Source organism: Mycolicibacterium novocastrense, assembly GCF_001499835.1.
In the GTDB taxonomy this organism is placed as follows: domain Bacteria; phylum Actinomycetota; class Actinomycetes; order Mycobacteriales; family Mycobacteriaceae; genus Mycobacterium; species Mycobacterium novocastrense.
Map to the genome: position 1 here is coordinate 1 of NZ_LQIH01000025.1, position 26,524 is coordinate 26,524.

The following is a 26,524-nucleotide window of genomic DNA, read 5'->3' on the forward strand; positions in this document are numbered from 1 at the left end:
TCCGCCGAAACCACCACGTACGGGTCGGCGAGCGATGGCGACGGTCGAAACGCGGCGCGGTAGGCGTCGACGGCGTCCAGCGCGGTGGCGGGGGTGATGTGGTAGCTGGCCACGAACGGCAACCCCCGCTCCCCGGCCACCCGCGCGCTCTGCCCTGCGCTGCTGCCGAAGACCCACGGCGTCAGGCCGGTGCCCTCACCGGGCACCGCTCGAGCGGTGACGCCGTCGACGCAATACCCGCCGCGCACCAGGTTCAAGATGTCATCGACCTGGCGGTCGAAGTCGGGCGCGACGGCCTCGGGCTGTTGAAGTACCGACATCCGGGCCCGCAGCCGCGGATTGCGCATCAGCGCGGCGACATCGAAGCCCGGCGGGATGACGACGCCGTCCCGCTCGTGCCACCCCGGAGCGCTCGTGGGCACCTGTGGCGCAGCATCTTTCAGTGCGTCGCGTCGGCGCTGACCGGACCGCCCGACCCCGAGGTCGATGCGGCCGGGATGCAGCGCCTCGAGCGTGCCGAAGGACTCGGTCACCGCCACCGCGGTGGTGTAGGCGAGTTGTACCGCGGCGGCGCCCACCCGGATGCGTTCGGTGACCGCGGCGATCTGCCCGATGAGGACCGCGGGCTGTGAGCTCGCGACGGCGACGAAGTGGTGTTCGGCCAGCCAGTAACGCTTGTACCCCCACTGCTCGGCCTGCTGCGCGAGGTCGATGGTGTTGCGCAAGGCCGTTGCGGCATCGGCACCTTCGCTGATCGGCGACAGGTCGAGGACCGACAGTGGAATCGTCATGGCTGCCGCTCTTTCGCATAACGGTTGACCGCGACCGGGAGACCGAGCCTGGACCGCAGCGTCTCACCGTCGCGGTACGCGGTGCGAAACACGCCCTTGCCCTGCAGTATCGGCACCACCTCGTCGATGATGATCGGCAGATCGAGGGCGTGGACCGCGGGACGCAGCCGCACACCGTCGAGCCCGCGATCGTGCCAACGCAGGATCAGGTCGACCAGCTCGGTCGGTGTTCCGTCAAAGATCACCGCGTCCGAGCGGGCATCGATGACCCCGCCGAACGAGGCGTAGACGTCGGCGTACACCTTCAGGCCGGCCCCGCCGGCCACCGCGACCTGGTCGAGCAGAACGGACAGGTGGTCGTCGTCTCGCGGCGTGACGAACACCAGATCGGCGCTGTGCGCGGCGAATTCGTATACCTGCGGCGTGTGTGCGAGGGCGGCGACGACGGGCTGGCCCTGCGGCGGGCGCGGGGTGATGGACGGCCCCTTGACCGAAAAGTGCTCGCCGACGAAGTCGATGTAGTGCAACTTGCTCCGGTCGATGTACCGGCCCGACGCCACGTCGCGGATCACCGCGTCGTCTTCCCAACTGTCCCAGAGTCGGCGGGCGACCTCAACGGCGTCGGCGGCCTCACCGAACAGGTCGGTGCCGTGCACGTCGCGACGGCCGAACAGCTGCGCCTCATGGTCCGTGCCGCTGACGCGGACCTGCCAGCCCGCCCGGCCGTGGGAGATGAAGTCAAGCGTCGCAATGGCTTTGGACACGTGGAACGGTTCGGTGTGGGTGACGGTGGCGACGGGCACGAGCCCGACGTCCCGCGTCACCGGCGCGACCCGGGCGGCGATCATGACGGCGTCCGGACGGCCCGCCAGCCACCGCCGCTCGATGTCGGGACGACGGCGCCGCTGCGGGGTCAAGGCGTCGTCGAAGGTCACGAAGTCGAGAAGTCCGCGTTCGGCGGTGCGCACAGCGTCGGCCCAGTGCCGTGCGCTGGTGACCGGCGCCCGATCGGGGGTGTGCCGCCACGCCTCCGGATGCCACCCGTAACCGTCGAGCGCGACCGCGAGGTGGACGTGCTCGCTCACCGGAGCACCTTCACGAACGCCACCGGAAAGACGTCGCCCTCGGCCGGCAGCGGATCGGCCAACCGTTCATAGCCCGCAGATTCATAGAGCGCCTCCGCTTCGGGTTGGCGGTCACCGGTCGTCAGGTAGACCCGTCGATATCCCCTGGCGGCGATCCGGGCCTCGAGTTCGGCGAGCAGCGCCTTGGCCAGACCCTGTTGCCGGTGACGGCTGTCGGTCCAGATCCGCTTGAGTTCTGCGGTGGTGTCGTCGAACCGGCAGAACGCACCGCCGGTGACGGGCCGGTCGTCGAGCAGCCCGACCACCAGGTCTCCGTCCGGCGGGGCGAACTCGTCGGCCGGATGCCCACGCAACCACCTGCTCACGGTGTCTTCGGGCGGGCCGTAGCGCCGGGAATACTCGACGGTCAACTCGGCCAGCAGCGGCTCCACCAAGGGGTCGTCCTGGCGGACTGCGACGAACTTCAGCTGGGTCGACACGGGTATCACCTAACTGTCCAACGCGAACCGGTCGCACGCATTCCGGTGCTGTACATCTGCTCACCCTGATCCGAAAAACGCCCACTTCCCCGCCAAACTTGACACGTGTAAAGTTTGGCCGCATGGACAACATCAGGGGCAAGACCATCGCGATCACCGGTGCTGCCCGCGGCATCGGCTACGCGACCGCGAAGGCGCTGCTGGCCCGCGGTGCCCGCGTCGTCATCGGCGACCGTGACGTGGCGCTGCAGGAGTCGGCCGTCGCACAGCTGACCAAGCTCGGTCCGGTGTCGGGCTACCCGCTCGACGTCACCGACCGCGAGTCGTTCTCCACCTTCCTGGACAAGGCCCGCACCGACGGCGGCGGACGCATCGACGTGCTGATCAACAACGCCGGAGTCATGCCGATCGGCCCGTTCGTCGACGAGACCGAACAGTCGATCCGCTCGACCCTCGAGGTCAACCTGTACGGCGTGATCGCCGGGTGCCAGCTGGTGCTGCCGGACATGATCGCGCGGCGCAGCGGACACATCATCAACATCGCCTCGCTGTCGGGGCTGATCCCGGTGCCGGGTCAGGTCGTCTACGTCGGCGCGAAGTTCGGCGTGGTCGGGTTGACGGCCGCGCTGGCCGACGAGGTCGCACCGCACAACGTCGACGTGTCGGTGATCATGCCGCCGTTCACCAACACCGAGCTGATCTCCGGCACCAAGAGCGGCGGGGCGATCAAGCCGGTGGAGCCCGAGGATATCGCCGCGGCGATCGTCAAGACCTTGAACAAGCCGAAAACCCATGTGTCCGTGCCGACTCCGTTGCGCTTCACCGCCCAGGCCGCGCAGATGCTCGGCCCGCGCGGACGTCGCTGGCTCAACAACAAGCTGGGGCTGGACCGGGTGTTCCTCGATTTCGACACGAGCGCACGCAAGAAGTACGAGGACCGGGCGCGCGCCGCGCAGGGCGTCGTCGAGGACTGAGCGCTAGACGGGGAACGTCGGCGCCGGGTCGCCCAGCCGGTAGGCCTCGACGACGTCGAGGCACTCGAACAGCTCGTCGAAGTTGAACTGGTAGTCGTCGGCCGTGCCGACGAACACCACGTGCGCGACGTCCGCGGCGTCATCAGCGGTGAGCACGACGGTGGTGACGGACACCAGATCTTCGTCGGCCACCTCGGCCTGCGACGGTGGGTAGAACCACAGCGCGGACTCCTCGTCGGAGAGCTCGTCGTCGAACACCCAGCCGCGCTCGGTGATTCGCTCGTCGAAGGCCTCGAGCACCGCCGCCGTCGCGGTCTGTTCGGTCAGCGCGTCCATCACCGTGTCGGGGATCCAGCGCTCGTTGCGGGCGGCCTGCCGCTTGCGGCGGCGGGCCTTCTTCGCGTCGCTGCGCTTGGACACCTAGCGCAACGCCTGGTCGAGATCGTTGAGCAGGTCGTCGGTTCCCTCCAGGCCCACCGAGATTCGCACCACGCCGTCACCCAATCCGATCGCGGCGCGGCCCTCCGGGCCCATCGCGCGGTGGGTGGTGGTCGCCGGGTGGGTGACCAACGACTTGGCATCGCCGAGGTTGTTGGAGATGTCGACGATGCGCAGCTTGTCGAGCACCTCGAACGCGCGCTCCTTGGTGCCGCCTGCGACCTCGAACGTGACAACCGTTCCGCCGCCGGTCATCTGGCGCTTGGCCAGGTCGTACTGCGGGTGCGACTCGAGGAAGGGATAGCGCACCCAGCTCACCGCGGGGTGGTCCTGAAGGAACTCGGCGATCCGCTGCGCCGACGTGTTCTGGTGGTCCACCCGCACCGCGAGCGTCTCCAGTCCTTTGAGCAGTGTCCACGCGTTGAACGGGCTCAGTGCGGGCCCGGTGTGGCGCATCAACTTCTGCACCGGCTCGTCGATGTACTGCTTGTCGCCGAGGATCGCACCGCCGAGCACACGGCCCTGTCCGTCGAGGTGTTTGGTCCCCGAGTAGACGACGACGTCCGCGCCAAGCGGGAAGCCCTGCTGCAGGATCGGCGTCGCGAACACGTTGTCCAGCACCACTTTTGCGCCAGCGGCGTGCGCGAGTTCAGAGACCGCGGCGATGTCCACCAGCGACTGCATCGGATTGGACGGGGTTTCGAAGAACACCGCCTGCGTGGGAACCGAGAGGGCCTCTTCCCACTGTGAGAGGTCGTCGCCGTCGACGAACACCGTCTCCACACCCCACCGCGGCAGGATCTCGTTGCACACCACGAAGCACGAGCCGAACAGACTGCGCGCGGCGACCAGCCGATCACCGGCGCCCAGCAGCGCCCCCAGCGATGTGAACACCGCCGCCATGCCCGTGGCGGTGGCGAAGCAGGCGGGCGCACCCTCGATCAGCCGCAGCCGCTCCTCGAACATCGAGATGGTCGGATTGCCGTAGCGCGAATACACATAGCGGTCGATCTCACCGGTGAACGCCTTCTCGGCGTCGGCGGCCGACGCGTACACATAGCCGGAGGTGAGGAACAGCCCCTCGGCGGTCTCCTCGAATTCCGATCGCAACAACCCGCCGCGCACGCCGATGGTCGCCTGGCTGACGCCCTCCGGCAATTCGGCGGGTATGCGGACGGACGGGACGGTTTCGTCGGGACCCGGACTCATGACTGCTTCCAGGGAAGTCCGACAGCCTTCCACCCGGTGCCGCCGCGGTGCCCGTTCTCGTCGAGGTGGCCCTCGAAGCCGTCGAGCACGTTGTAGGACGGCCCGATCCCGGCCTCAGTGGCGGCCTCGGCCGCGCCGATCGACCGGTTGCCGGAGCGACACAGAAAGACCACCGGCCCCACGTCGGAACCGGCGCCGCCGATCTCGCGCCGGAGGTCGGAGACGAACGCGTCGTTGTGCGTACCGTCGACGCGGTTCCACTCGATGAACACGACCTCGCGCTGCAGCGACGACAGATCGGGTACGCCGACGAAACGCCACTCGGCGTCGGTGCGGCAATCCACCAGCACCGCGTTGGGGGTGCCGGTCAGCAGCTTCCAAGCCTCTTCGGGCGTGATGTCTCCGGCGTAACTCACGGTCGTTGAGTGTCCCACAGCTACCTGGGACCGGGGGAACAGACCTTCCAGGCGTCGCCGTCGCGCACGAACGCCACCTCGACGGTCTTCTTGTCGTCGGGCGTCTTGTCGAAGTGGTAGGTCACCTTGGCGGTGGCGCGGTCACCGGCGACCGCGACCTCGGAGACGTCATCGACGAACCGCTCACCGCGCTGAGCAACGGAATCCCGCTGTGCGGCAAGAACTTGCGCCTCGGTGCCGGCTTGCTCCGGGCAGGTGTAGCCGCGGTAGTCGGAGTAGCTCTGCCGTTGCAGTGCGTCGTTCTGCCCGACCGCGGCCCGGGCCACCTGCTGGTCGACGGGCTCCTGCTCACCGCCGAACAGGTTCAGCAACCCGATTACGATCACGACGAGCACAAAGATTGTGAGCCCGATCAGAAACGGCGCCGCTGTGGGCCGGTCCCCGGGTGTGGCTCCGGATTGGGATTCGGCCACCGCTACCAGAGCCTGCGCAGCGCGGCGGTGACGCGGCGTGCGCGGTCACGGGCCACGATCGGATCGGGTGCGGTCGCCAACGCCACCGCGAGCCGACGCCTGTCCTCTGTCTCGTCGGGACGGTTGAACAGGGCGACGTCGCTCTCGGCCACGGCGAGCGCCTCGGCGAGCACCGCCTGCGGATCCTGCCCGCTCGCGGGCCTGGCCTCCGCGCCGGCGTAGACGATCTCCGCGGCGGCGGGCGAGATCATGATCGTGTCGACGGGCAGTCCCAGGATCGCGCGGGCGTGCAACTCGAACTCCGAAAGCCGCTGCGAGCGCAGCGTGACCAGGCCGCTGTCATGCGTTCGCGGGCGCACATGGTCGAAGTACACCTCGTCGCCACGCACCAACAGTTCGACGCCGAACACGCCGCGACCGCCGAGCGAGTTCACGATGCGCGCGGCGATCGATTTCGCGGAATCCAGCGCGGTCGGCGTCAACCGCTGCGGCTGCCATGACTCGAGCACATCGCCGTCGGGCTGGCGGTGCCCGATCGGCTCACAGAAGTGCACCGCGGGTCCGGTCGGCCCGACGGTGCGAATCGTCAGCAGCGTGACCTCGAAATCGACCTCGACCACCGACTCGACCATCACGCGGTTGTGCGGTATCCGGCCCGCGGCGACCGCGCGCTGCCACGCGGGCTCGACGTCCTCGGCGCGCACCAGCACCGACTCGCCCTCACCCGCGGCCGAAGCGATCGGCTTGACCACCAACGGAAAACCGGCGTGCTGGGCGACGGCTCCGAGCTCCTCGGTCGATCCGGCGAACCAGAACGGTGCGGTGGGCAGGCCCAGCTCGTCGGCGGCCAAGCGGCGCAGGCCCTCCCGATCCAGCGACAGCCGCGTACTGCGCGGTGTCGGGAACACCTCGGCGACGCCGCGCTCGGCGACCGCGATCAACGCGTCGGCGGCGATGACACCGCCCTCGGCCACCACAAAGCGCGGATTCTCCTTCTCGATGAGCGCGGTCAGTTCCTCCGCGTCGTTCATCTTCGCGACGACCGGGCGGTCGGCCACACCGTGCGCCGGCGCGTCGGCGTAGCGGTCGACGGCGATGACCTCGGCGCCCAACCGCTGGAACGCCAGCGCCAGCTCCCGGCTCAGTTCGCCCGAACCGAGCAGCATCACCGATGCGGCGCCGGGGGTGCCGGCGACCGGTTCGGGGTCGGTCACCGGATCGCCGGGATCGACCGCAGTCTGCGGGGTATCAGTCATCGGGGCTCCAGCCTGCCAGACGTCGTCGCGGACCGGCCACCGCCGTCGGGCGGGCATGCCTCAATTCGGGATGGCGGACTGCTCCAGCTGGCCGCGGAACTCGCGCATGGCGTCGATGAGCGCGGTGAACGTGCGATGGGCGGCGGCCAGCTCGTCATCTGACAAACCCGCCAACGCGGCGCGGGTGCGTTCACTGAGCGGGGTGAAAAACCCTCGGGCGACGTCCACTCCGTGATCTGCCACACGCAGGATCACCTTCCGGCGATCCCGAGGATCCGACTCCCGACGGAAGTGCCCGGAGGCGATCATCCGCTCGACCAGGTAGGTGATGGCCGCGGCCGACATGCCCATCCGCCTGCGCAGGTCCCCCGCCGTCAGCGGCACACCCTCTGTCTCGGCGACCATCACATGGAGCAGTGCACGAAAGTCGTTGGCCGCGACATCATGTCGGCTCGCGAAGAGCCTGCCGATCTCATCGGATTCGGCGTTCATCGCGCGCACGTCGGCGGCGATCGTCGCCTCCAGCGCGTCACGGTCCTCTGACACGCCGAAAGCATAGGCCCGGTCGGCCGGGATGGTTTGATTGTTAGTTAAGTTTTTGAAATATTCGTAGGCATGTCCCGCCGCATCTCCTGGATCCTCGCGGTGCTCGTGGTGCTCGTGTCGGGCGCCCTGATGGGCCTTGTCGGCAGCGACGACTCGAGCGCACGCTCACCGGTACCCGTGCCCGACTCCGCCGAGTCCGCGCGCGTCGACGCCCTGCGCGCCGAGTTCCCCGGTGGTGACCGCGTTCCCGCGATCGTCGTGATCACCCGTACCGACGGCGCGCCGCTGAGCCCCGCCGACGTCGACGCGGTCAAACAGAAATGGCCGGCGGCCCAGCTCTCCGAGGACGGCGCAGCCGGTCTGGCCGTGGTGCCGATGGACGCCGACCTCTCCGGGTTCGACCTGACCGACGCGGTCGAGAAGGTGCGCGCGGAGGCCGCCGAGGGGTTGCCCGCCGACCTGCGCAGCGAGGTCACCGGCGGTCCGGCGTTCGGCGCCGACATCGCGAACTCGTTCTCCGGCGCAAACTTCACGCTGCTCGCGGTCACCGCAACGGTGGTCGCACTGCTGCTGATCATCACGTACCGCTCGCCAGTGCTGTGGCTGGTGCCGCTGGCGGTGATCGGATTCGCCGACCGGGTGGCCGCCGTGCTCGGCACCGCCGTGGCCCAGGCGGCCGGCATGAGCCCGGACGGTTCCACCTCAGGCATCACCAGCGTGCTCGTGTTCGGCGCCGGTACCAACTACGCGCTGCTGCTCATCTCGCGGTACCGGGAAGAACTGGGCCGCACCGAGAACCATCACGACGCACTGGACACCGCGGTGCGACGGGCCGCGCCGGCGATCATCGCCAGCAATGCGACGGTGGTGCTGGCGCTGCTCACGCTGGTGTTCGCGTCGTCGCCGAGCGTTCGCAGCCTCGGCGTGCAGGCCGCAGCGGGCCTGATCGTGGCCGCGGTGTTCGTGCTGCTGGTGTTGCCGCCGCTGCTCGGCCTGTTCGGCAAGCGCTTGTTCTGGCCGTTCATCCCCAAGATCGGCGACCGGGCGCTCACCGACAGCGGCATCTGGCACCGCATCGCCGAGGCGGTGGCCGGCAGGCCCGGTTCCGTCGCGACGATCTCGATCGGCGGTCTGGCGGTGCTGTGCATCGGGTTGGTCGCCACCCCGATCGGGCTGTCGCAGACCGAACAGTTCCGGGTGCAGGCCGAGTCGGTCAGCGGATACTCGCGGTTGGCCGACCACTTCCCGAGCGGCCTGACCGACCCCACCCGCGTCATCGCGTCCACCGACCGCGCCGCCGACGTGCAGCGTGCGATCACCGAGACGCCGGGCGTGGTGTCGGCCGACCCCGCGGGGCAGACCCCCTCGGGCCTGACGCAGTGGTCGGTGGTCCTCGACGCCGAACCCGCCTCCGATGAGGCCTTCGAAACCGTTGACGCGCTGCGCGATTCGGTGCGATCCGCCGATCCGGAGGCGTTGGTCGGCGGTTCCGACGCCACCGCCCGCGACGCCAGCGCCGCCGCATCGCGCGACCGGGCGGTCGTGGTACCGGCCATCCTCGTCGTGGTGCTCGCGGTGCTGTACGTGTTGCTGCGCGCCGCGCTGGCACCGCTGATCCTGGTGGCGGTCACGGTGTTGAGCGCGTTGGCCGCGCTGGGCCTCGGCGGCTGGGCCAGCGTGCACGTGTTCGGCTTTCCCGCACTCGACAGCACCACACCGCTGTTCGCGTTCCTGTTCCTCGTCGCGCTCGGGGTGGACTACACCATCTTCCTGGTCACCCGCGCGCGTGAGGAGACGCCCGAACACGGCACGCGCGGCGGGATCGTGCGCGCCGTGTCCGCGACCGGAGCGGTGATCACCAGCGCGGGCATCGTATTGGCCTCGGTGTTCTGCGTGCTCGGTGTGCTGCCGCTGATCGTGCTCACCCAGATCGGCATCATCGTCGGCCTCGGCATCCTGCTCGACACGTTCATCGTGCGCACCGTGATCATCCCGGCGCTGTTCACGCTCATCGGACCGCGGATCTGGTGGCCGGCACTCCAGGGCCGCGACGCCGAGAGGGACGTTTCGGTCGATCAGCGCGAGTAGAAGCGACCAAAGCGTCGATCTCGAGGAGTTCGCGCTCCGCGGGTAGCGTCGGGTCATGACGCAAGCACCGGAGCTGCCGCCTCTGCACATGCGTCGCGACGCGTTGGACCCGACCCCCGCGCTGGCCGAGATCCGCGACACCACCGGCGTCCGCACGGTGGTCAATTCCTTCGGTATGACGGTGTACCTCATCACCCGCCACGACGACGTGAAGCTGGTGCTGTCCGATCACGAGAGATTCTCCAACGGCCGTCCCCCGGGATTCGTCGTCCCCGGCGCGCCGACGCTGTCGGAGGAGGAGCTCGCGAGCGCCCGCGCCGGCAACCTGCTCGGCCTGGACCCGCCGGAGCACCAGCGGCTGCGCCGCATGCTCACCCCGGAGTTCACGATCCGCCGGATCAAACGGCTCGAGCCCCGCATCGTCGAGATCGTCCAGAACCACCTGGACATGATGGAAAACGCCGGTGCCCCCGTCGATCTCGTCGAGCACTTCGCACTGCCGATCCCGTCGCTGGTCATCTGCGAGCTGCTCGGGGTGCCCTATGAGGACCGCGACGACTTCCAGCACCGCAGCGCGCGCCAGCTCGACCTGTCGCTGCCGTTCACCGAGCGGCTGGAGCTGCAGCGGGCGGGGCGGGCGTACATGCGGTCGCTGGTCGAACGCGCCCGGCGACGGCCCGGCGAGGACATCCTCGGCATGCTGGTGCGCGAACACGGCACCGAGCTCACCGACGACGAACTGGTCGGCATCGCCGGGCTGCTGCTTCTGGCCGGCCATGAGACCACCTCGAACATGCTCGGTCTGGGCACGTTGGCCCTGCTACGCCATCCCGAGCAGCTCGCCGTCGTCCGCGACGATCCCGACGCCGTCGGACCCGCGGTCGAGGAGCTGCTGCGGTGGTTGTCCATCGTGCACACCGCGATACCGCGCATCACCACCACCGACGTCGAGATCGCGGGTGTGGCGATCCCCGCCGGGCAGCTGGTGTTCGCGTCGCTGCCGTCGGGTAACCGCGATCCCGGGTTCATCGACGCCCCGGACGTGCTCGACATCGGCCGCGGCGCCGCCGGGCATCTCGCGTTCGGTCACGGCGTGCACCACTGCCTCGGGGCTCCGCTGGCGCGGATGGAGATGCGCATCGCGTTTCCCGCTCTGCTGCAACGTTTCCCGGCCCTGCGGCTGGCCGAGGATTTCGCCGATGTGCAGTTCCGGTCGTTCCACTTCATCTACGGTCTCAAGTCGCTGTCAGTGGATTGGAGGTGACGAATGTGAAGGTGCACGCCGACCGCGACGTCTGCATCCAGGCCGGCAACTGCGTGATGTCGGCCGACGCCGTCTTCGACCAGGACGACGACGGCATCGTCGTGGTGCTGGTGGACGAGGTGCCCGACGATGAGCTCGACCACGCCCGCGAGGCCGTCAAGCTTTGTCCGGCACAGGCTTTGCGTCTTGTCGACTAGCCGGGGCCGGGTCGGTGCGCGAGCAGTTGCACGCTGACCACCGCAACCCACGCCGGGAAGATCAGCACCGACCACATGCTGAGGTCGGCGGCCAGCAGTACCGCGATCGCCACCACGTAGGTGGCGATGCCCAACCACCGCGGCATCAGTCGCGTCTTCACCCAGATCGTGGCCAGCGAGATCATGAACACCGCCGCCATCCGCAGCGCGTAGGTCTTCGAGATGGTCAGCAGCGTCATCTGTCCGAACGCGGCGACATCGGGATGCGCTGCTGCGCCGCTGCGTTCGAGTCCCACACCCACGGCGACGGCGGCGAACATCATCGCCAAGAACAGCAGGCCGCTTCCGAGGAAGACGGTCGCGAAGAACTTGTCCTCGTACCGGCCCATACCGTCCCGCAGCACACCCATGAACCAGAGGAACGCGATCCCCGCGAACGGCATGAGGATCGCCGCGATCCGCATGTTGACGCTGTGCTCGCGCGCCCACTGCGAACCCGGCTCGCCATCCTCGGGTAGGGCGATGCGGATCAGCACGAGCGCCGTTGCGAACAGCAGCGCGAACGCGACACCGGCCAGGGCGGCCGAGCGGGGCGCGGTCAGGCTTCGAGGCCGCTGACTGGTTCGGTCGCTTGTCACGTCCGTGATCGTGACATCGGGTGCTCGAAGGTGCGGGCGGATCGCCGATTCTCGCTGGTTACGGCTCGTCAGCAGTTCCGGCGCGTCAGTTCACGGCTGCCCGGCCAGCAGCTGGATCATCAACCCGTTCGCCTCGGCGAGCAGGTTGTCGTCGGGGTCGCGCAGCTCGGCGTTGACGAACGCCTTGCGGCCCTGCGCTTCCCGCAGCCAGCCGCGGGCGGTCAAGTCGGTGTCGATCGGGGTCACCTTGCGGTAGTCGACGTGCAGGAAGCCGGTGCGGCTGATCGGGCGCCCGACGGCGTGGATCACCATGCCGAACACCGAGTCGAACAACAGCGGCAGCACGCCGCCGTGCACCGCGGAGTTGCCTCCGACGTGGTATCGGCTGAACCGGACCTTGAGCGTGACCCCGGCCGGGTCGAGCTCGACCTCCCGATACGGGGGCATGAGCAGGCTGCCCGCACCAGGCAGCGACGGCACCCGGTTGGCCGGGCCGACGCCCTCGGCGGCGCGGAAGGGGTCGAGCAGTGCCACCAGGGCCTCGGCCTGGTCGGCGGCTCGCTCCCAGGTGTCGCTGTCGGGGTCGGCCGACACCGCGAGATCTTGGGCGCGACGCATCGCCGCCAGGAAGCGGCCGAATCCCGGGCCGGGTTCGGCACGTTGATAGTTCGGGAATCCGCCGTGCTTGTCGTAGTCGGGATCTTCGAGGTGCGGATCGCTCATAGCGGTCGGTTCTTTGCGCAAGCGTCCCCCGCAAGCGGGCGGTGCCCCCACATCACGGCTGCGCCAGGATATCGCGGCGCACAATCGTCTGGTCTCGGCCGGGACCGACGCCGATGCACGAAACATGGGCTCCGGCAAGCTCTTCCACCCGCAGCACGTAATCTCGCGCCTTGGCGGGCAGGTCGTCGAACTCGCGCGCCCCGGAGATGTCCTCCCACCAGCCGGGCAGCTCTTCGTAGATCGGCTCGGCAAGCGCGATCTCGGACTGGGTCATCGGCATGTCGTCTAGACGCCGGCCGTGCACCCGGTATCCGACACACACCGGCACGGTCTCGAGGCTGGACAGCACGTCGAGTTTGGTGAGGAAGTAGTCGGTGATGCCGTTGACCCTGGTGGCATAGCGGGCGATGACGGCGTCGAACCAACCGCACCTGCGTCGCCTGCCGGTCGTCACGCCGAACTCGCCGCCGGTCTTGGACAGGTACTCGCCCTTGTCGTCGAACAGCTCGGTGGGAAACGGACCCGAGCCGACGCGCGTCGTGTAGGCCTTGAGGATTCCGAGCACCGTGGTGATCCGCGTCGGCCCGATCCCCGACCCCACCGCGGCGCCACCCGCCGTCGGATTCGACGATGTCACATAGGGATACGTGCCGTGGTCCACGTCGAGCAGAGTTCCCTGGGAGCCCTCCAACAGGACCGTCTCACCCTTCTCCAGCGCCGTGTTGAGCAGGTACCGGGCATCGGCGATGCGGTGTTTGAAACCCTCGGCCTGGTCGAGCAGGCTGTCGACCACCTCGGCGGCGTCGAGCGCCTTGCGGTTGTAGATCTTGACCAGCACCTGGTTCTTGAATTCCAGTGCGGCCTCGATCTTCTCGGCCAACAACACCGGGTCGAGAACGTCGGCCATGCGGATGCCGATCCGGGCGATCTTGTCCTGGTAGCAGGGTCCGATACCGCGGCCGGTGGTGCCGATCTTCTTGCTGCCCGCATACCGCTCGACGACCTTGTCGATCGCGACGTGATAGGGCATCAGCAGGTGCGCATCCGCGGAGATCAGCAGCCGCTCGGTGTCCACGCCGCGATCGACGAGCCCCTGCAGCTCGGTGAGCAGCACCCCCGGATCGACCACCACGCCGTTGCCGATGACGTTGGTCACCCCGGGGGTGAGAATCCCCGACGGAATCAGGTGGAGGGCGAAGTTCTCACCCGTCGGCAGCACGACGGTGTGGCCGGCGTTGTTGCCGCCCTGATACCGCACCACCCACTGGACGCGTCCACCGAGCAGGTCGGTGGCCTTACCCTTGCCCTCGTCGCCCCATTGCGCGCCGATGAGCACGATTGCCGGCATGACTTGGTCCTCGCAATTCCGGCTACTCTTGCACCCAAAACCTTGTTGCAGCCGGTGAGACACCCTATCCCAGCGACTTGCGAGGAGCCGAACTTGAGCACCGCTGACGTTGTGGTGTTGCGGTTCGGCCGACGTCGGATACCGTCCGCGCTGCGCGGGCTCCCGGTCGCCGAGACACCGGACATCCCCTGCCGTCGCCTGGTCGTCGTCGGCTCCGAGGCCGATGTGGCCACGGTGCTGACCCGGCTGCTGCGCACCGATCGGCTCGGTGTCGAGGTCGCCCATGTGCGGCGGCCATGGCACGCGCGTCGAGCACTACGCGGGCGCGCCACCCGGGTGCCGCTCATCCGCGACGACCGGGGAACGGCGCTGGTCGGCGCCGCGTTCTGGCTCGGTGAGAGCGGGCTCGAGAAGGGTTCGCCGCCCGTCGAATTGATCGGTGAGGCGGTGGTCGACGACGAGGTGCTCTTCGACGGAGCGGCGACCGGGGTGCGCATCGAGCCGACACCGACGATGCCGGGTCTGCGCGCCAGCGTGCTGTCGCGTCACATGCGGCCGCAACGGTGGGTGAGCGGACGAGCGGCCCAACTCGGCACCACCGGCGCCATCGTGGTCCGCGACGGCGTCACGGCCCCCCGTCCGGTGAAGCGCTCGACGTTCTACCGGCACACCGAAGGCTGGCTGCGGGTGTGAACCGCACCATCGTGCCGTCGCGCGGAACCACGACCGGCGCGGCCCGCAGCGGCGCGGTCTCCCGCCGCGTGTTGACCGGTTCGAGATCGCCCTCACGGAGGATGGTGTGCAGTGTCGTGGTCAGCTCGCACATCGAGAAGCTGGCGCCGATACAGCGTTTGAGGCCCCCGCCGAACGGGACCCAGGCGTAGGGATGCGGCCGGCTGTCAAGGAAGCGCTCGGGCCGGAACTCGGCCGGTGCGGGATAGGTGACGGGATCTCGGTTGATGACGTCGAGCAGCAGCACGATGCGAGTCCCCGGATCCAGGATGTAGTCACCAAGCCGGTAGCGCCCGGTGGTCATCCGGCCGGTGATCGGCGCGGCCGGCCACAGCCGCAAGGTTTCGGAGATGGCGGCTTCGGTGTACCGGGTGTCGCCGGACCGGCTTTCGGCACGCACCCTCGCCAACGTGTCGGGGTGGTGCAGCAGCAGGTCGACCAGCCACGCCAACGTCGTCGCGGTGGTTTCGTGACCTGCGAGCACCAGGGTGATGAGATCGGCTCGAATCTCGGCCTCCGACAGGCGGTCACCGTCGTCTGTCCGAGCGTTGGCGAGCATGCTGAGGATGTCAGTGCGCTCGGCCGAGGAAGGATCGGAACGGCGTTCGGCGATCAACGGCAGCACCAACTCGTCGATCCTGCGGTTGACCTCGGACAGCTTGCCCCACCGGCGCAGTGCTCCCACGCGCCGCAGCGCATATCGCACAGGTGTCTCCTCGGACAGCGCCAAGTCGAGCAATTCCTCGAACGGCTTACCGAACCGAGTCACCGATTCCGGGTCACCGATCCCGAAGACGACCTGCACGATCACGTCCAGGGTGAGCTCACGGGCGGCATCGAGCATGCGCATCGAGCGCCCGACAGGCCAGGTTGCCATCGCCGACCGCGTCGCCGATTCGATGATCGGCACGTAGCTGGTGAGCATCTGGCCGTGTAGCGGCGGGGTGAGCAACCGACGCCTGCGCAAATGCTCGGGCTCTTCCTGGACGAACATGGATCGTGGACCGTAGATCGCCGCAGCCGGACCCACCCCTTCGCCGCCCAGCAGGACGTCGGGCTGCTCGGTGAACACCTGCTTGGCCAGCGTCGCATCGGCGACGGCGACCACCTTTCCGAAACCCAGAACGGGCAGTTCCACCACGGGGCCGTAACGCTGTACCAGCTGGTGCACGAGCTGCTGGCCGCCCAGTCCGAAGGCCGCGGCATACAAACCCCCGAAAACCGGGGAGAAGGGTTTGGGCGCAGGCAGCCTTGGCGGTCGCATGCTCGACTGTCTCACAGCCGGTAGCTTCGACCCGTGAGCGTTCGACCGCTGCATCAGTCGGTGCGGCCCAGCCCCGTCTTCCTCGCGATCGTGGCGGCCACCGTGGCCGGCGGCGTGGTGGCATGGGTGTGCGCGACGGAGATCTCGCGACCGCTGGCCTATGTCGGGGTGTTCACGTTCGTGATCGCGGGCTGGTTGGTGTCGCTGTGCGTGCACGAGTTCGCCCACGCCTACACCGCATGGCGGTTCGGTGACCGCGACGTCGCGGCACGCGGCTATCTCACGCTCAACCCGCTGAAGTACTCCAACCCGCTGTTGTCGATCGGGCTGCCGGTCGCGATCATCGCGATCGGCGGTATCGGCCTGCCCGGCGGGGCGGTGTATGTCCACACCGGCTGGATGACCAAGCGTCAGCGCACCTTGGTCAGCCTTGCCGGACCGTCCACCAACCTGGTGTTCGCGGCCCTGCTGCTGGTGCTGACGAGCGCGCTCTACGACCCCGCACACGGCGTGTTCTGGTCGGGTATGGCGTTCCTGGGATTTCTCCAGGTGACGGCGTTCGTGCTGAACATGCTCCCGGTCCCCGGGTTGGACGGGTACGGCGCGCTCGAACCGCACCTGAGCCCGCAGACCCAACGAGCGGTGGCCCCGGCCAAACAGTGGGGCCTGCTGGTCCTGCTGCTACTGCTCTTCACCCCGGGACTCAACACGTGGTTCTGGCAGCTGGTGCTGTGGTTCTTCGACTTCACGGGCGTGCCGCGCCCGCTGGTGTGGTTGGGCAGTGATCTGACCCGGTTCTGGTCGGCCTGGTTCTGATCCGCCCTGGCGGGCCCGCAACGGCCACGTCCTTGCAACATATGCGGATTTGCGCATATATTGCTGCCATGGGTGCCGGTCACGATCACAGCAGAGGCGACACCCGAGTCAGCCGGATGGTGATCGCGGCGGCGATCCTGACCGCCTTTTTCGTGATCGAGCTCGTCACGGCGCTGCTGATCAACTCCATCGCCTTGTTGGCGGATGCCGGCCACATGCTGACCGATCTGGTCGCGATGTTCATGGGCCTGACCGCGGTGCTGCTCGCCCGCAAGGGCAGCACCTCCCCGGCCCGCACATACGGCTGGCACCGCGCCGAGGTGTTCACCGCCGTGGCCAACGCGGTGCTGCTGCTCGGCGTCGCGGCATTCATCCTGATCGAGGCGATCGAGCGGATCGGGGACGCGCCCGAGGTGCCCGGTGTCCCGTTGATCGTCGTGGCGCTGGCGGGGCTGGTGGCCAACGCCGTCGTCGTGCTGCTGCTGCGTTCGCACTCCGAGACGAGCCTGGCCGTCAAGGGCGCCTACATGGAGGTCGTCGCCGACACGGTCGGCAGCATCGGCGTGTTGATCGCGGGCATCGTCACGGTCACGACGGGCTGGCCCTACGCCGCCGGCATCGTCGCGGTGTTCGTCGCGCTGTGGGTGTTGCCGAGGGCGTTCTCACTGGCGCGGGCGGCCCTGCGGATCCTGTCGGAATCGTCACCCGCTCACATCGACGTCGAGGAGTTGCGGACCGCGCTGTGCGCGGTCGAGGGCGTGACCGACGTGCACGATCTGCACGTGTGGACGCTGGTGCCCGGCAAGGACATGGTCACCGCGCACCTGACCAGCAACCGGGATTCGGCGCTGGTGCTCGACGATGCGCGCGCCGTGCTGACCGAACGCGGTCTGGATCACGCAACGGTTCAGGTGGAACCGGGCGACGGCGCCGGGGACTGCAACTGCGAAGCGGAGTAGTCAGGCCAGCCCGAGTTCGGCCCGCGCCGACGGATCGCAGTCGTCGAGCAGGTCCAGGCAGCGCTGGTTCTCGTCGGTCTCCCCGATAGCGTCGGCCGCCCGCGCCAGGGCCGCGACACAGCGCAGGAATCCGCGGTTGGGCTCGTGACGGAAGGGGACGGGCCCGAAGCCCTTCCAGCCGTTGCGGCGCAACTGATCCAGCCCGCGGTGATAGCCGGTCCGCGCATAGGCGTAGGCGGTGATCGCCCTGTCGTCGGCGAGCGCATCCTCGGCCAGCGTCGCCCACGCGACCGAGGCCGAGGGATGCGCGGCCGCCACGATCGCGGGCTTCTCCCCCGCGGCGAGTTCGGCTTCGGCGTCGCTGTCGCCGGGCAGCAGTACCGGATCCGGCCCCAGGAGATCACCCATGCCTGTCATGGCCCCCATTGTGCCGTGTGCGCCACCGCCGCCGTCACCGCACGGGTCTGAGCGCGCACTGGGCGGCGGTAGCTAAGCTTCGGCCGTAGCGTCGTAAGGGAGGACCGCAGCAGGCATGTCGAATCCATCAGGGCCTGACCAGCCGGAAGACGGTCCGGAAGGGTCGGACGCCTCAGACGTTCCCGCCTCCGAGAACCCCGAAGCGGCCACAAGCGACGATGCTTCAGCAACGGAAGAGACCCCGGAGGGGGCCGAACCGGCCACCGAGGTGATCGAACCGCACGGCGATCACGAGCCAGCGACCGAGGTGATGTCGACCGCCCAACCGCACGCCGAGTCGGCCCCGGGCGCCGACCAGGGCGAGCGTCGATTCACCGCGCCGTCCGGGTTCGATGCGGGCACGACGCAGCGGATCGACACCCCCGCCGAACCGGCCACCGAGGTGTTCTCCTCTCCCGGCGCCGCCGGACAGCACAAACCCGTTGCCCCGCAGGTCATTCCGCCGCGTGGCGACGCTCCCGGGCCGCCGCGGCAGCGCCGCAGCTGGGGTTGGGTGGTGGCCGTGGTGCTGGTCATCGCCGCGCTGGTGGCCATCGCGGTGCTGGGCACCGTGTTGTTGACCCGGGACTCGGGGCCCCGGGTGTCTCAGGAGGAGATGGTCCGCAACACCATCGAGGAGTTCGACACCGCGATCCAGAACGGCGATCTGGCCAAACTGCGCAGCATCACCTGCGGCGCCAAGCGCGACAGCTACGTCCGATACGACGACAAGACCTGGGCGGAGATCCACGAACGGGTCGCCGCCGCCAAGCAGTATCCGGTGGTCGCCAGCATCGACCAGGTGGTGATCAACGGCGACCACGCCGAGGCGAACGTCACCGCGTTCATGGCCTACGCCCCCCAGACCCGGTCGACCCGCAGCTTCGATCTGGAGTTCCGCGACGAGCAGTGGAAGATCTGCCAGGCGCCCCAGTGACTACTGGCCCGCGGTGACCGAACGGCCCGCGCTGTGCAGATCGCGGCACGCCTCGACGACGCGTTCACTCATCGAGGCCTCCGCCTTCTTCAGGTAGCTGCGCGGGTCATAGGCCTTCTTGTCCCCCACTTCACCATCGACCTTGAGCACGCCGTCGTAGTTGGTGAACATGTGCGCGGCCACCGGCCGGGTGAAGGCGTACTGGGTGTCGGTGTCGACGTTCATCTTCACGACGCCGTAGCGCAACGCGTCCTCGATCTCGGATTTCAGCGAGCCCGAGCCGCCGTGGAAGACGAAGTCGAAAGGCTTTGCATCCGAGGGTAATCCGAGTTTTGCCGCAGCGACCTTCTGCCCCTGATCGAGGATTTCGGGCCGCAGTTTGACGTTGCCCGGCTTGTACACCCCGTGCACATTGCCGAACGTGGCGGCCAGCAGGTACCTGCCGTGTTCGCCCGCGCCGAGCGCCTCGACGGTCTTCTCGAAATCCTCGGCGGTGGTGTAGAGCTTGTCGTTGATCTCGTTGGCGACGCCGTCCTCCTCGCCGCCGACCACGCCGATCTCGATTTCCAGCACGATTCTCGCCGCGGCGGCGTCCTTGAGCAGTTCGCGTGCGATGACGAGGTTTTCGTCGAGCGGTACCGCCGAGCCGTCCCACATGTGCGATTGGAACAACGGAGGCTTACCCTCGGAGACCCGTTGCTGCGAGAGGGCGAGCAACGGTCGCACGTAGGTGTCGAGCTTGTCCTTCGGACAGTGGTCGGTGTGCAACGCCACCGTGATCGGGTACCTGGCGGCGATGATGTGAGCGAACTCGGCGAGGGCGACTGCACCGGTGACCATGTCCTTGACCCCGAGGCCTGACGCGAATTCGGCTCCGCCGGTGGAGAATTGGATGATCCCGTCACTACCGGCGTCGGCGAAACCCTTGATGGCGGCGTTGACGGATTCCGACGACGTGCAGTTGATGGCCGGAAACGCGTAACCGTGCTCCTTGGCCCGGTCGAGCATCTGCGCGTACACCTCGGGCGTTGCGATGGGCATGGGCCGTCCTCTCGCCGTTTCGGCGATTATCCCACCGCGGCGGCCTGTTCACATGGTCAAGACCATGCGGTAGCGGGCCCGGCCCTGCTCCATCGCGGCATAGGCCTCGGCGGCCTCGGCCAGCGGACGCTCCTCGATCCGGGCGCGCACCCCGCTCTGCACCGCGAAGTGCATCGTCTCCTCGACATCGCGTGAGGTGCCCGACGGATGGCCGCTCACGCTCAGTCCGTCGGTGATGAGCTGGACCGGGGCGATCGGCAACGGGTCGACGGTGACGCCGATGATGACGAGCTCGCCCTGGGGCGCCAGCCCACCCACGGTGTCGGCCATCGCCTGTGAATTCGCCGCCGTCGCCAGCACCACGGCCGCACCGCCGAGGTCCGTGAGCGCCGCGGCGACGTCGACGGCCTTGGAGTCGATGTAGTGATGAGCGCCGAGTTCGCGGGCGTCGGCCTCCTTGTCCGCCCCGCGGGCGATCGCCACGGTCTCGAAACCCATCGCCCTGGCGAACTGCACACCGAGGTGACCGAGGCCGCCGACGCCGAGCACGGCGACGAGGTCACCGGACTTGGCTTTCGTCTGCCGCAGGCCGTTGAAGGTGGTGACGCCGGCGCAGCCCATCGGGGCGGCCTCGGCGAACGACAACCCCTCGGGGATGCGGGCCAGCGCGGTGACCGGCGTCGTCACCGATTCGGCGTAGCCGCCCGGATAGTGCCAGCTCGGCACCTGCATGCGCGCGCACTGCATGAACTGGCCCTTGCGGCACGGCACACACCGGTTGCAGTTGCCGCCGAACCATCCCACGGCCACCCGATCGCCGACCGTGAAGTCCTCGACACCCTCGCCGACCTCGGCGATTCTTCCGGCGATCTCGTGACCCAACGTGATCGGCCAGTTCAGGCCGGGAAAGCCGTCGTTCAGGAAGCCCTGGTCGGTACCGCATACGCCGCACGCGGCGACGGCGATGCGCACGTGCAACGGCGGCGGGGAGGTGGTCTCCACGTCGGCCAGGGTGAGAGGACCGCCAACGGATTCGACGAGAACCGCCTTGTGAGTGGGCATTCTGTTGAGCGTATCGGTGGGACCGCGGGTACGCCCGCCATCGTCGTTTCCCGGGCTGACGAGACAGCCCGGTATCTTGGGGCCTTGTGACCACCTCGGCCCTCGCGGCGACCGACCACCTGGCATTGATGCCGGACTTCCTCGACCCGATGACCCTGTTGGGCTACTTCGGCACGTGGGCGCTAGTCGGACTGCTGGTCGTCGTCTTCGTCGAGTCCGGGGTGTTGTTTCCGGTCCTGCCGGGCGACTCGCTGCTGTTCGTGGCGGGCATGCTGGCCGCGGGCACGGCCGCGCTGGCCGAGGGCGGCGGCGAGGTCATCAACTTCCAGCTCTGGCAGTTGCTGCTGTTCATCCCCATCGCCGCGGTCCTGGGCGGTCAGGTCGGGTACTGGATCGGGCGCAACATCGGCACCGCTATGTTTCGGCCCGATGCTCGGATCCTCAAGCAGAAGTACCTCGAAGAGGCGCACGTGTTCTTCGAGCAGCGGGGACCGTTCGCGATCGTCATCGCACGCTTCGTGCCGATCGTCCGCACCCTCGCCCCGCTGACGGCCGGCGCGGCCCGAATGAGCTATCCGGTGTTCACACTGTTCAACGTGGTCGGCGCCGTCGTGTGGGGGGTGGGCCTGACCCTGCTCGGATACTGGCTCGGCCGGTTCGAGACCGTCCAGAAGCTGCTCGAGCCGATCGTCATCGCGATCGTCGTGATCTCGGTGCTGCCGATGTTCATCGAGTGGTACAAGCGGCGCCGCGCGGCGAAACGCGCCGGGATCGCCGCGCCCCCGCTCGACTCCTCCTCGGGAGAGCAGCCGGGCTAGCGGGCTCGGCTGTTCTCCAGCGCGCGGATCAGGCTGGCCGCATCCCACGGACCCGTGTGCCGCTTGCCGTTGACGAAGAAGCTCGGCGTCGAGTTCAGGTCCATCAACTCCGCGTCCTGCGCATCGTCCTGGACGTGGTGAAAGACCTTCGACGAGTGCACCCGTACGTCCTGGTCGAACCGCTCGATGTCGCAACCCGCCGCCACGGCGTAGCGGTACATGTCCGACCACTCCAAATCGTCCTGGTGGGCGAACAGTTCGTGGGCCATCTCCCAGAACCTGCCCTGGAGCGCGGCGGCCTCGCTGGCCCGCGCGGCGTCGAAGGCGCGGGGATGGACGCGCTCGAGCGGTAGGTGGCGCCACACGTAGCGCAGCTCGCCGCCGAAGCGCTCGCGCACCTCCTCGATGGCCCCGGTCGCCCGGCTGCAGAACGGACACTCGAAGTCGCCGTACTCCACCAACGTCAGCGGGGCGTCGGGATCGCCGGCGATGTGATCGCGGTCCGGATCGACCGGGCGCAAGAGTTTGAGGCCAACCGGGTCCGGCGGGCTGAGCCGGTCGGTGACCCTAAAGATCAACCAGCCGAGGAGGAAGGCGATCACCGACGCGAGAAGCACGCCGATGATGGCCTGCTCTCGGCGGACCGGATCGTCGATCGCGATGTCGACGATGAAAAGCGAGATGGTGAAGCCGATTCCCGACAGTGCGGCACCCCCGGCGATCCGGCGCAGGCTGAGCCCGGGCGCCAGTGCGCCGACACCGCTGCGTTGCATGATCCACGTCGCGGCGGTGATACCGATGAACTTGCCGACCACCAGACCGGCCACCACCCCCCATGTCAGCGGGGAGCGCAACGCCGCCGAGACGCTCTGGGCGTCGAGTTGGACACCGGCATTGACCAACGCGAACAGCGGCAGCACCAGGAAGGACACATAGGGGCCCACGCTGGTCTGAAGCCGCTCGTTGATCGAGATCGAATCGCGCAGACCGCGAGTCACCTCGCGGGCATAGTGGGAGTTCGGCGACTGGCGGAACGCCCGGATACGCGCGACGACCTCCTCGACCTGGCTGCGCTCGGGCGAGAACACCGGAATCAGCAGAGCCACCGCAACGCCCGCCAGCGTCGGATGCACCCCGGCCATGTACAGGCTCACCCACAGTGAGAAGCCGAGCGCGGCGTAGGCGGGGCCCCGGCCCGCGGGCATGAACCGCACCACCGCGATCGCCGCAATCAGCACCATCGAAATCACCAGCGGCACAACGTCGATGCGCTCGGAGTAGAACAGGGCGATCACGCACAGCGCGCCGACGTCGTCGACGACGGCCAGCGTGAGCAGGAAGATCCGCAGCCGGGCGGGGAACTTCGGTCTGATGATCGCCAAAGCGCCGATCAAAAACGCGGTGTCGGTGGAGATCACCACACCCCACGCCTGTGCGTCCTCCCCGGAGGGGTTGAACAACAAGAAGATCGCGGCGGGAACCGTCAGGCCGGCGAACGCCGCCACCACGGGTACCGCCGCTCTGGCCCTGTCGGTGAGCTCGCCGATGGCGAACTCGTGCTTGACCTCGAGGCCGACGATGAAGAAGAAGAACGCCATCAGACCGTCGTTGATCAGATGCTTGACGGTCAGTTCGAAGCGGTGCTCGGCAAAGGTGAATCCGACATGCGTGTCGAGCAGCGCCCAATAGCTGTGCGCCCAAGGGGAATTCGCCCACAGAAGCGCCGCGACGGTGAAGAGTAGCAGCAGGCCCGCCGCGGCGTTCTCCCCGGTCTTGGCCGCTTTGGCGCCGGCGCTGAACCGGGCGGGCAGCACACGGGCGATGCGCGGGGCGGCTTCGAAGCTCACTCCTCGGCCACCGCGTGGGCGGCTTCCATCAGCATCCAGCCCGCCAGTTGCACGGACAGATCGCGCTCGGGCACCTCGGAGGCGTTGACGGCACCCTCGACGAACTGCGCCTGCTCCCCGGCGGCGGTGGGCATTTCGGCGGTGCGGTCCCAGAATGCGCTGAACAGCGGCAGCCCGTCGACCACCTGGCGGTTCTGCCACGCCGCCTCGGCGGAGGTGAGCACCAGCGAGCGGGCGGTGTCCCGCGCCGCGGCGTCGTGCTCGGAGTTCTGCGGCAGCGTGGTCGCGACGAGCGCGAGATAGCGGGCAAGGATGCCGTTGAACAGGCCGCCGTCACCGCCGCCGGCGCCCTTGATGACGCCGTCGACCGCCATGTGTTCGGCGACCGCGGCGACCAACCGGTGCACCCGGGCGGCGTGCTCGGGGTCGTCGGTGCGCGCCGCCAGTTCGGTTTCCAGCCCCAGCACCACGCCTTGGCAGTAGGTGTACTGCGCGCGCACGAGCGAGCCGCCCTTGATGCCGTCGAACACGAGGTGGGTGTCCGGGTCGATCAGGGTCTCGTCGAGCCAGTCCGACATCTGCTGCGCTCGGCGCAACCGGTCATAGCGAGCCAGGAAGACCGCCGCCGGGCCGTTGGCGGGCGCGTTGAAGAACTGGTCTTGTTTGCGCCAGGGGATGCCGCCACCGTCTTCGGGCACCCACGCGTTCATGAACTGCTCGCAGAGTTTCTTCAGCGCTTTGGGCCGGTCGACCGATGCGAACGCGGCGGCGCGTTCCAGGGCCAGCGCCAGCCACGCCATGTCGTCGTAGTAGTCGTTGACCCACGAGAAGTTGTTGCGCAACCGATGTGCGCGGATCTGGCGGGCGATCGCCTTCTGCCGCTGGGGTTGCGGGTCGCGCAGTTGGGCGTCGACGAGGTTGTCGAGCAGGTGCGCCTGCCACCAGTAGTGCCACGTTCCGAACAGCCGGTGCTGCCGGGTCGCGGGCCAGGCGACGACGCCGAGCTGGGTACCCGGCAGGCCCCACAACCGTCTGATGTGTCGCTTGGCGATTGCGGCCTCAGCGCTGGCTGCGCGGTTGGCCCAGAGCTGATCCATGGTGTCGATCCTGCCTTACCAGGCCGCCGAAAGGTCCCCGTGTTGGGTGATCCAGATGTGCATCGCGATACCCGCCGCGACGCCGGCGTTGATGCTTCGCGTCGAGCCGAATTGGGCGATGGACACGGTCATGGCGGCGCCGGCCCTCGCCTCGGGGGTGATGCCCGGCCCTTCCTGGCCGAAGACCAGCAGGCAGTCCCGCGGCAGAGGGGTGGTTTCGATGCGCACCGACCCCGGGACGTTGTCGACGGCGACGACCGTCAGGCCGGCGTCCGCCGCGTGGGCGAGCAGCGCGGCGGTGGTGTCGTGGTGGCGCAGCCGTTGGTAGCGGTCGGTCACCATCGCGCCCCGACGGTTCCACCGTCGCCTGCCGACGATGTGCACGGTGTCCACGGCGAACGCGTTCGCGGTGCGCACGACCGCGCCGATGTTGGCGTCGTTGCCGAAGTTCTCGATCGCGATGTGCAGGGCGTGCCTGCGCGTGTCGATGTCGGCGATGATCGCTTCGCGAGTCCAGTAGCGGTACGCGTCGACGACATTGCGGCTGTCTCCATCGCGGAGCAGGGTCGGGTCGTAGCACGGGTCGGCGGGCGGCGCTCCCTGCCAGGGGCCGACGCCGGGCACCTCGCCCCATTCGGTGGGGCCGGCGGCTTCCGGTTCCCCTGCGTCAGTCATCCTTCGTCCAGAGCGCGGCGTGGGTACCGACGAGCGAAACGGTGGCGTACAGCAGCGCGTTGTTGATCTCGCCCTGCGTGCACAGCGATGCACGGACCTGCACGGCGTCGCGGGAGGCGTCGGGAAGCACCAACACCGAGGCGCCGTAGACGTCGCATGCGTGGCTCAGCCCCGGCGCGGGCAGCGTCGGCGCGACCAGCACCATCGCCGGTCCGCCGCGCTGTTGCGAGACCTCCCGGTATTGCTCTGCCACACCGCTGATCTCGAGACCGACGAGCATGTAGCCGTTTCCGGTGAACGCGTTCGGGTCACCCAGCGCCGCCGGGGCGAGCATGGCGCCGTCGGCGCGGAAGGCATCCAGGCTCGTGGTGCGCAGCGACAATCCGGTGTCGTTGTCCCTGACCGCGGGCAGGCCGACGGGGAAGGCCGCGGGATGGGCGACGGTGGTGCCCGGTGTCCGGTCGCGCGGTGAGTAGGCGTACACGCCGCGCACCTGCACCTGGTCGCGTGCGGGCCCTATGCACACCGTGCCGGTGAGGCGGTCGGCGGCGGGTGCCGAGAGTGGTTGCAACTCAAGGTCGGTCGCGTCCCGACAGCTTCCGATGCCGTTGGCCTCGATCGGGTGCGCGAGCGCCCCGTACAGGCCGAACCGGATGTCTTCGGGTTTGGCGTGCGGCCCGTCGGCCTGCGCGGGTGAGGCGTCGACGTCGAACAACACATAGTCACCGTCGAAGCGCAGGTTCGACACCGACATGTTCCAGCCCAGTGTGGCAAGCGATTCGCCGATGGTGGCGGTCTGCGCGCCGTAAGGATGAACCGACGCATCGTCTTTGGAGCATGCCGATGCCGCGACGACGACGATCGCGGTCAGCACCGCGATCAGCGCACGCACGTA

General features: G+C 68.5%; 29 protein-coding genes. 9 read left to right on the forward strand and 20 right to left on the reverse strand.

The window, feature by feature from the left end:
• From AU072_RS18200 to AU072_RS18210, 3 genes are all read right to left on the reverse strand, one after another.
• On the reverse strand, nucleotides 1-791 hold a 791-nt coding region (locus tag AU072_RS18200), incomplete at its 3' end, for an LLM class flavin-dependent oxidoreductase (protein ID WP_064415100.1).
• Nucleotides 788-1,876, reverse strand: coding sequence for an LLM class flavin-dependent oxidoreductase (locus tag AU072_RS18205; protein ID WP_064415101.1), 1,089 nt, complete (start codon nucleotides 1,874-1,876; stop codon nucleotides 788-790). The genes AU072_RS18205 and AU072_RS18200, both read right to left, overlap by 4 nt.
• Nucleotides 1,873-2,361 (reverse strand): GNAT family N-acetyltransferase, encoded by a 489-nt coding sequence (locus tag AU072_RS18210; protein ID WP_064415140.1) that lies wholly within the window; start codon nucleotides 2,359-2,361, stop codon nucleotides 1,873-1,875. Before AU072_RS18210 ends, AU072_RS18205 begins: the two co-directional genes overlap by 4 nt.
• A gap of 116 nt (nucleotides 2,362-2,477) precedes the next feature.
• Between AU072_RS18210 and AU072_RS18215 the strand changes: the two genes are divergently transcribed.
• Entirely contained in the window at nucleotides 2,478-3,329 is an 852-nt protein-coding gene (locus tag AU072_RS18215; protein WP_064415102.1) for an SDR family oxidoreductase, read from the forward strand.
• A gap of 3 nt (nucleotides 3,330-3,332) precedes the next feature.
• Here AU072_RS18215 and AU072_RS18220 read toward each other — a convergent pair whose 3' ends face one another.
• The 6 genes from AU072_RS18220 to AU072_RS18245 are packed head-to-tail and all read right to left on the reverse strand — an operon-like array spanning nucleotide 3,333 to nucleotide 7,667.
• Entirely contained in the window at nucleotides 3,333-3,749 is a 417-nt protein-coding gene (locus AU072_RS18220; RefSeq protein WP_064348278.1) for a hypothetical protein, read from the reverse strand.
• Nucleotides 3,750-4,976: an O-succinylhomoserine sulfhydrylase gene (locus AU072_RS18225; protein WP_064415103.1), complete on the reverse strand. Its 1,227-nt coding sequence runs from the start codon at nucleotides 4,974-4,976 to the stop codon at nucleotides 3,750-3,752. It lies immediately after the preceding gene.
• Nucleotides 4,973-5,392, reverse strand: coding sequence for a rhodanese-like domain-containing protein (locus AU072_RS18230; RefSeq protein ID WP_064415104.1), 420 nt, complete (start codon nucleotides 5,390-5,392; stop codon nucleotides 4,973-4,975). The genes AU072_RS18225 and AU072_RS18230 overlap by 4 nt, the downstream gene beginning before the upstream one ends.
• A 20-nt stretch (nucleotides 5,393-5,412) precedes the next feature.
• Nucleotides 5,413-5,865 carry an Rv0361 family membrane protein gene (locus AU072_RS18235; protein WP_407937611.1) on the reverse strand — a complete coding sequence of 151 codons (453 nt, stop codon included), beginning with the start codon at nucleotides 5,863-5,865 and terminating at the stop codon, nucleotides 5,413-5,415.
• Between the two features lie 2 nt (nucleotides 5,866-5,867).
• The gene (purT, locus tag AU072_RS18240) at nucleotides 5,868-7,121 is read right to left on the reverse strand and encodes a formate-dependent phosphoribosylglycinamide formyltransferase (protein WP_064415106.1); all 1,254 of its coding nucleotides are present in this window, start codon (nucleotides 7,119-7,121) and stop codon (nucleotides 5,868-5,870) included.
• Nucleotides 7,122-7,181: 60 nt separating this feature from the next.
• Nucleotides 7,182-7,667 (reverse strand): MarR family winged helix-turn-helix transcriptional regulator, encoded by a 486-nt coding sequence (locus AU072_RS18245; RefSeq protein WP_235629980.1) that lies wholly within the window; start codon nucleotides 7,665-7,667, stop codon nucleotides 7,182-7,184.
• 69 nt (nucleotides 7,668-7,736) lie between these two features.
• Here AU072_RS18245 and AU072_RS18250 point away from each other — a divergent pair, with 69 nt between their 5' ends.
• Genes AU072_RS18250 through AU072_RS18260 form a run of 3 tightly spaced genes read left to right on the forward strand, consistent with a single transcriptional unit; the run spans nucleotide 7,737 to nucleotide 11,216 of the window.
• Nucleotides 7,737-9,755, forward strand: coding sequence for an MMPL family transporter (locus tag AU072_RS18250; protein ID WP_064415107.1), 2,019 nt, complete (start codon nucleotides 7,737-7,739; stop codon nucleotides 9,753-9,755).
• Between the two features lie 55 nt (nucleotides 9,756-9,810).
• Nucleotides 9,811-11,019, forward strand: a complete 1,209-nt coding sequence (locus tag AU072_RS18255; RefSeq protein ID WP_064415108.1) for a cytochrome P450 — start codon at nucleotides 9,811-9,813, stop codon at nucleotides 11,017-11,019.
• A gap of 5 nt (nucleotides 11,020-11,024) precedes the next feature.
• Entirely contained in the window at nucleotides 11,025-11,216 is a 192-nt protein-coding gene (locus AU072_RS18260; RefSeq protein WP_064348334.1) for a ferredoxin, read from the forward strand.
• On the opposite strand, the gene AU072_RS18265 is transcribed toward AU072_RS18260, so the two are convergent.
• From AU072_RS18265 to AU072_RS18275, 3 genes are all read right to left on the reverse strand, one after another.
• Entirely contained in the window at nucleotides 11,213-11,854 is a 642-nt protein-coding gene (locus AU072_RS18265) for a hypothetical protein (protein WP_407937612.1), read from the reverse strand. The two genes, AU072_RS18260 and AU072_RS18265, sit on opposite strands and share 4 nt — an antisense overlap.
• Nucleotides 11,855-11,944: 90 nt before the next feature.
• Complete coding sequence (locus AU072_RS18270) at nucleotides 11,945-12,577, reverse strand: PaaI family thioesterase (protein ID WP_064415109.1); 633 nt, start codon at nucleotides 12,575-12,577, stop codon at nucleotides 11,945-11,947.
• Nucleotides 12,578-12,629: 52 nt separating this feature from the next.
• Nucleotides 12,630-13,925: an adenylosuccinate synthase gene (locus tag AU072_RS18275; RefSeq protein WP_064415110.1), complete on the reverse strand. Its 1,296-nt coding sequence runs from the start codon at nucleotides 13,923-13,925 to the stop codon at nucleotides 12,630-12,632.
• A gap of 93 nt (nucleotides 13,926-14,018) precedes the next feature.
• Here AU072_RS18275 and AU072_RS18280 point away from each other — a divergent pair, with 93 nt between their 5' ends.
• The gene (locus AU072_RS18280) at nucleotides 14,019-14,618 is read left to right on the forward strand and encodes a hypothetical protein (protein WP_064415111.1); all 600 of its coding nucleotides are present in this window, start codon (nucleotides 14,019-14,021) and stop codon (nucleotides 14,616-14,618) included.
• Here AU072_RS18280 and AU072_RS18285 read toward each other — a convergent pair.
• Nucleotides 14,551-15,921: a cytochrome P450 gene (locus AU072_RS18285; RefSeq protein ID WP_064415112.1), complete on the reverse strand. Its 1,371-nt coding sequence runs from the start codon at nucleotides 15,919-15,921 to the stop codon at nucleotides 14,551-14,553. The two genes, AU072_RS18280 and AU072_RS18285, sit on opposite strands and share 68 nt — an antisense overlap.
• Nucleotides 15,922-15,954: 33 nt before the next feature.
• Here AU072_RS18285 and AU072_RS18290 point away from each other — a divergent pair, with 33 nt between their 5' ends.
• Together AU072_RS18290 and AU072_RS18295 are read left to right on the forward strand one after the other, a co-directional pair.
• On the forward strand, nucleotides 15,955-16,737 hold the full coding sequence (locus tag AU072_RS18290) for a site-2 protease family protein (RefSeq protein WP_064415113.1): 783 nt from the start codon (nucleotides 15,955-15,957) through the stop codon (nucleotides 16,735-16,737).
• Nucleotides 16,738-16,805: 68 nt separating this feature from the next.
• Nucleotides 16,806-17,696 carry a cation diffusion facilitator family transporter gene (locus tag AU072_RS18295; RefSeq protein WP_064415114.1) on the forward strand — a complete coding sequence of 297 codons (891 nt, stop codon included), beginning with the start codon at nucleotides 16,806-16,808 and terminating at the stop codon, nucleotides 17,694-17,696.
• Here AU072_RS18295 and AU072_RS18300 read toward each other — a convergent pair whose 3' ends face one another.
• Complete coding sequence (locus tag AU072_RS18300; RefSeq protein ID WP_064348291.1) at nucleotides 17,697-18,113, reverse strand: DUF3151 domain-containing protein; 417 nt, start codon at nucleotides 18,111-18,113, stop codon at nucleotides 17,697-17,699.
• A 115-nt stretch (nucleotides 18,114-18,228) separates the two neighbouring features.
• Here AU072_RS18300 and AU072_RS18305 point away from each other — a divergent pair, with 115 nt between their 5' ends.
• Complete coding sequence (locus AU072_RS18305; RefSeq protein WP_064415115.1) at nucleotides 18,229-19,089, forward strand: Rv0361 family membrane protein; 861 nt, start codon at nucleotides 18,229-18,231, stop codon at nucleotides 19,087-19,089.
• Here the strand turns inward: AU072_RS18305 and fbaA are convergent, their stop codons facing one another.
• A complete protein-coding gene (gene fbaA, locus AU072_RS18310; RefSeq protein ID WP_064415116.1) occupies nucleotides 19,090-20,130 on the reverse strand; it encodes a class II fructose-bisphosphate aldolase in 1,041 nt (346 codons plus the stop codon).
• A gap of 48 nt (nucleotides 20,131-20,178) precedes the next feature.
• Nucleotides 20,179-21,192, reverse strand: a complete 1,014-nt coding sequence (locus tag AU072_RS18315) for an alcohol dehydrogenase catalytic domain-containing protein (protein WP_064415117.1) — start codon at nucleotides 21,190-21,192, stop codon at nucleotides 20,179-20,181.
• A gap of 128 nt (nucleotides 21,193-21,320) precedes the next feature.
• On the opposite strand from AU072_RS18315, the gene AU072_RS18320 reads away from it, so the two are divergent.
• On the forward strand, nucleotides 21,321-22,010 hold the full coding sequence (locus AU072_RS18320) for a VTT domain-containing protein (RefSeq protein WP_064415143.1): 690 nt from the start codon (nucleotides 21,321-21,323) through the stop codon (nucleotides 22,008-22,010).
• Here AU072_RS18320 and nhaA read toward each other — a convergent pair.
• The 4 genes from nhaA to AU072_RS18340 are packed head-to-tail and all read right to left on the reverse strand — an operon-like array spanning nucleotide 22,007 to nucleotide 26,521.
• Nucleotides 22,007-23,857, reverse strand: coding sequence for a Na+/H+ antiporter NhaA (gene nhaA, locus AU072_RS18325; RefSeq protein WP_064415118.1), 1,851 nt, complete (start codon nucleotides 23,855-23,857; stop codon nucleotides 22,007-22,009). The genes AU072_RS18320 and nhaA overlap by 4 nt on opposite strands.
• Entirely contained in the window at nucleotides 23,854-24,954 is a 1,101-nt protein-coding gene (locus tag AU072_RS18330; RefSeq protein ID WP_064415119.1) for a glycoside hydrolase family 76 protein, read from the reverse strand. The genes nhaA and AU072_RS18330 overlap by 4 nt, the downstream gene beginning before the upstream one ends.
• A gap of 15 nt (nucleotides 24,955-24,969) precedes the next feature.
• Entirely contained in the window at nucleotides 24,970-25,629 is a 660-nt protein-coding gene (locus AU072_RS18335; protein WP_064415120.1) for a TrmH family RNA methyltransferase, read from the reverse strand.
• Nucleotides 25,622-26,521: a hypothetical protein gene (locus AU072_RS18340; RefSeq protein WP_064415121.1), complete on the reverse strand. Its 900-nt coding sequence runs from the start codon at nucleotides 26,519-26,521 to the stop codon at nucleotides 25,622-25,624. Before AU072_RS18340 ends, AU072_RS18335 begins: the two co-directional genes overlap by 8 nt.
• Between the last annotated feature and the right edge of the window lie 3 nt (nucleotides 26,522-26,524).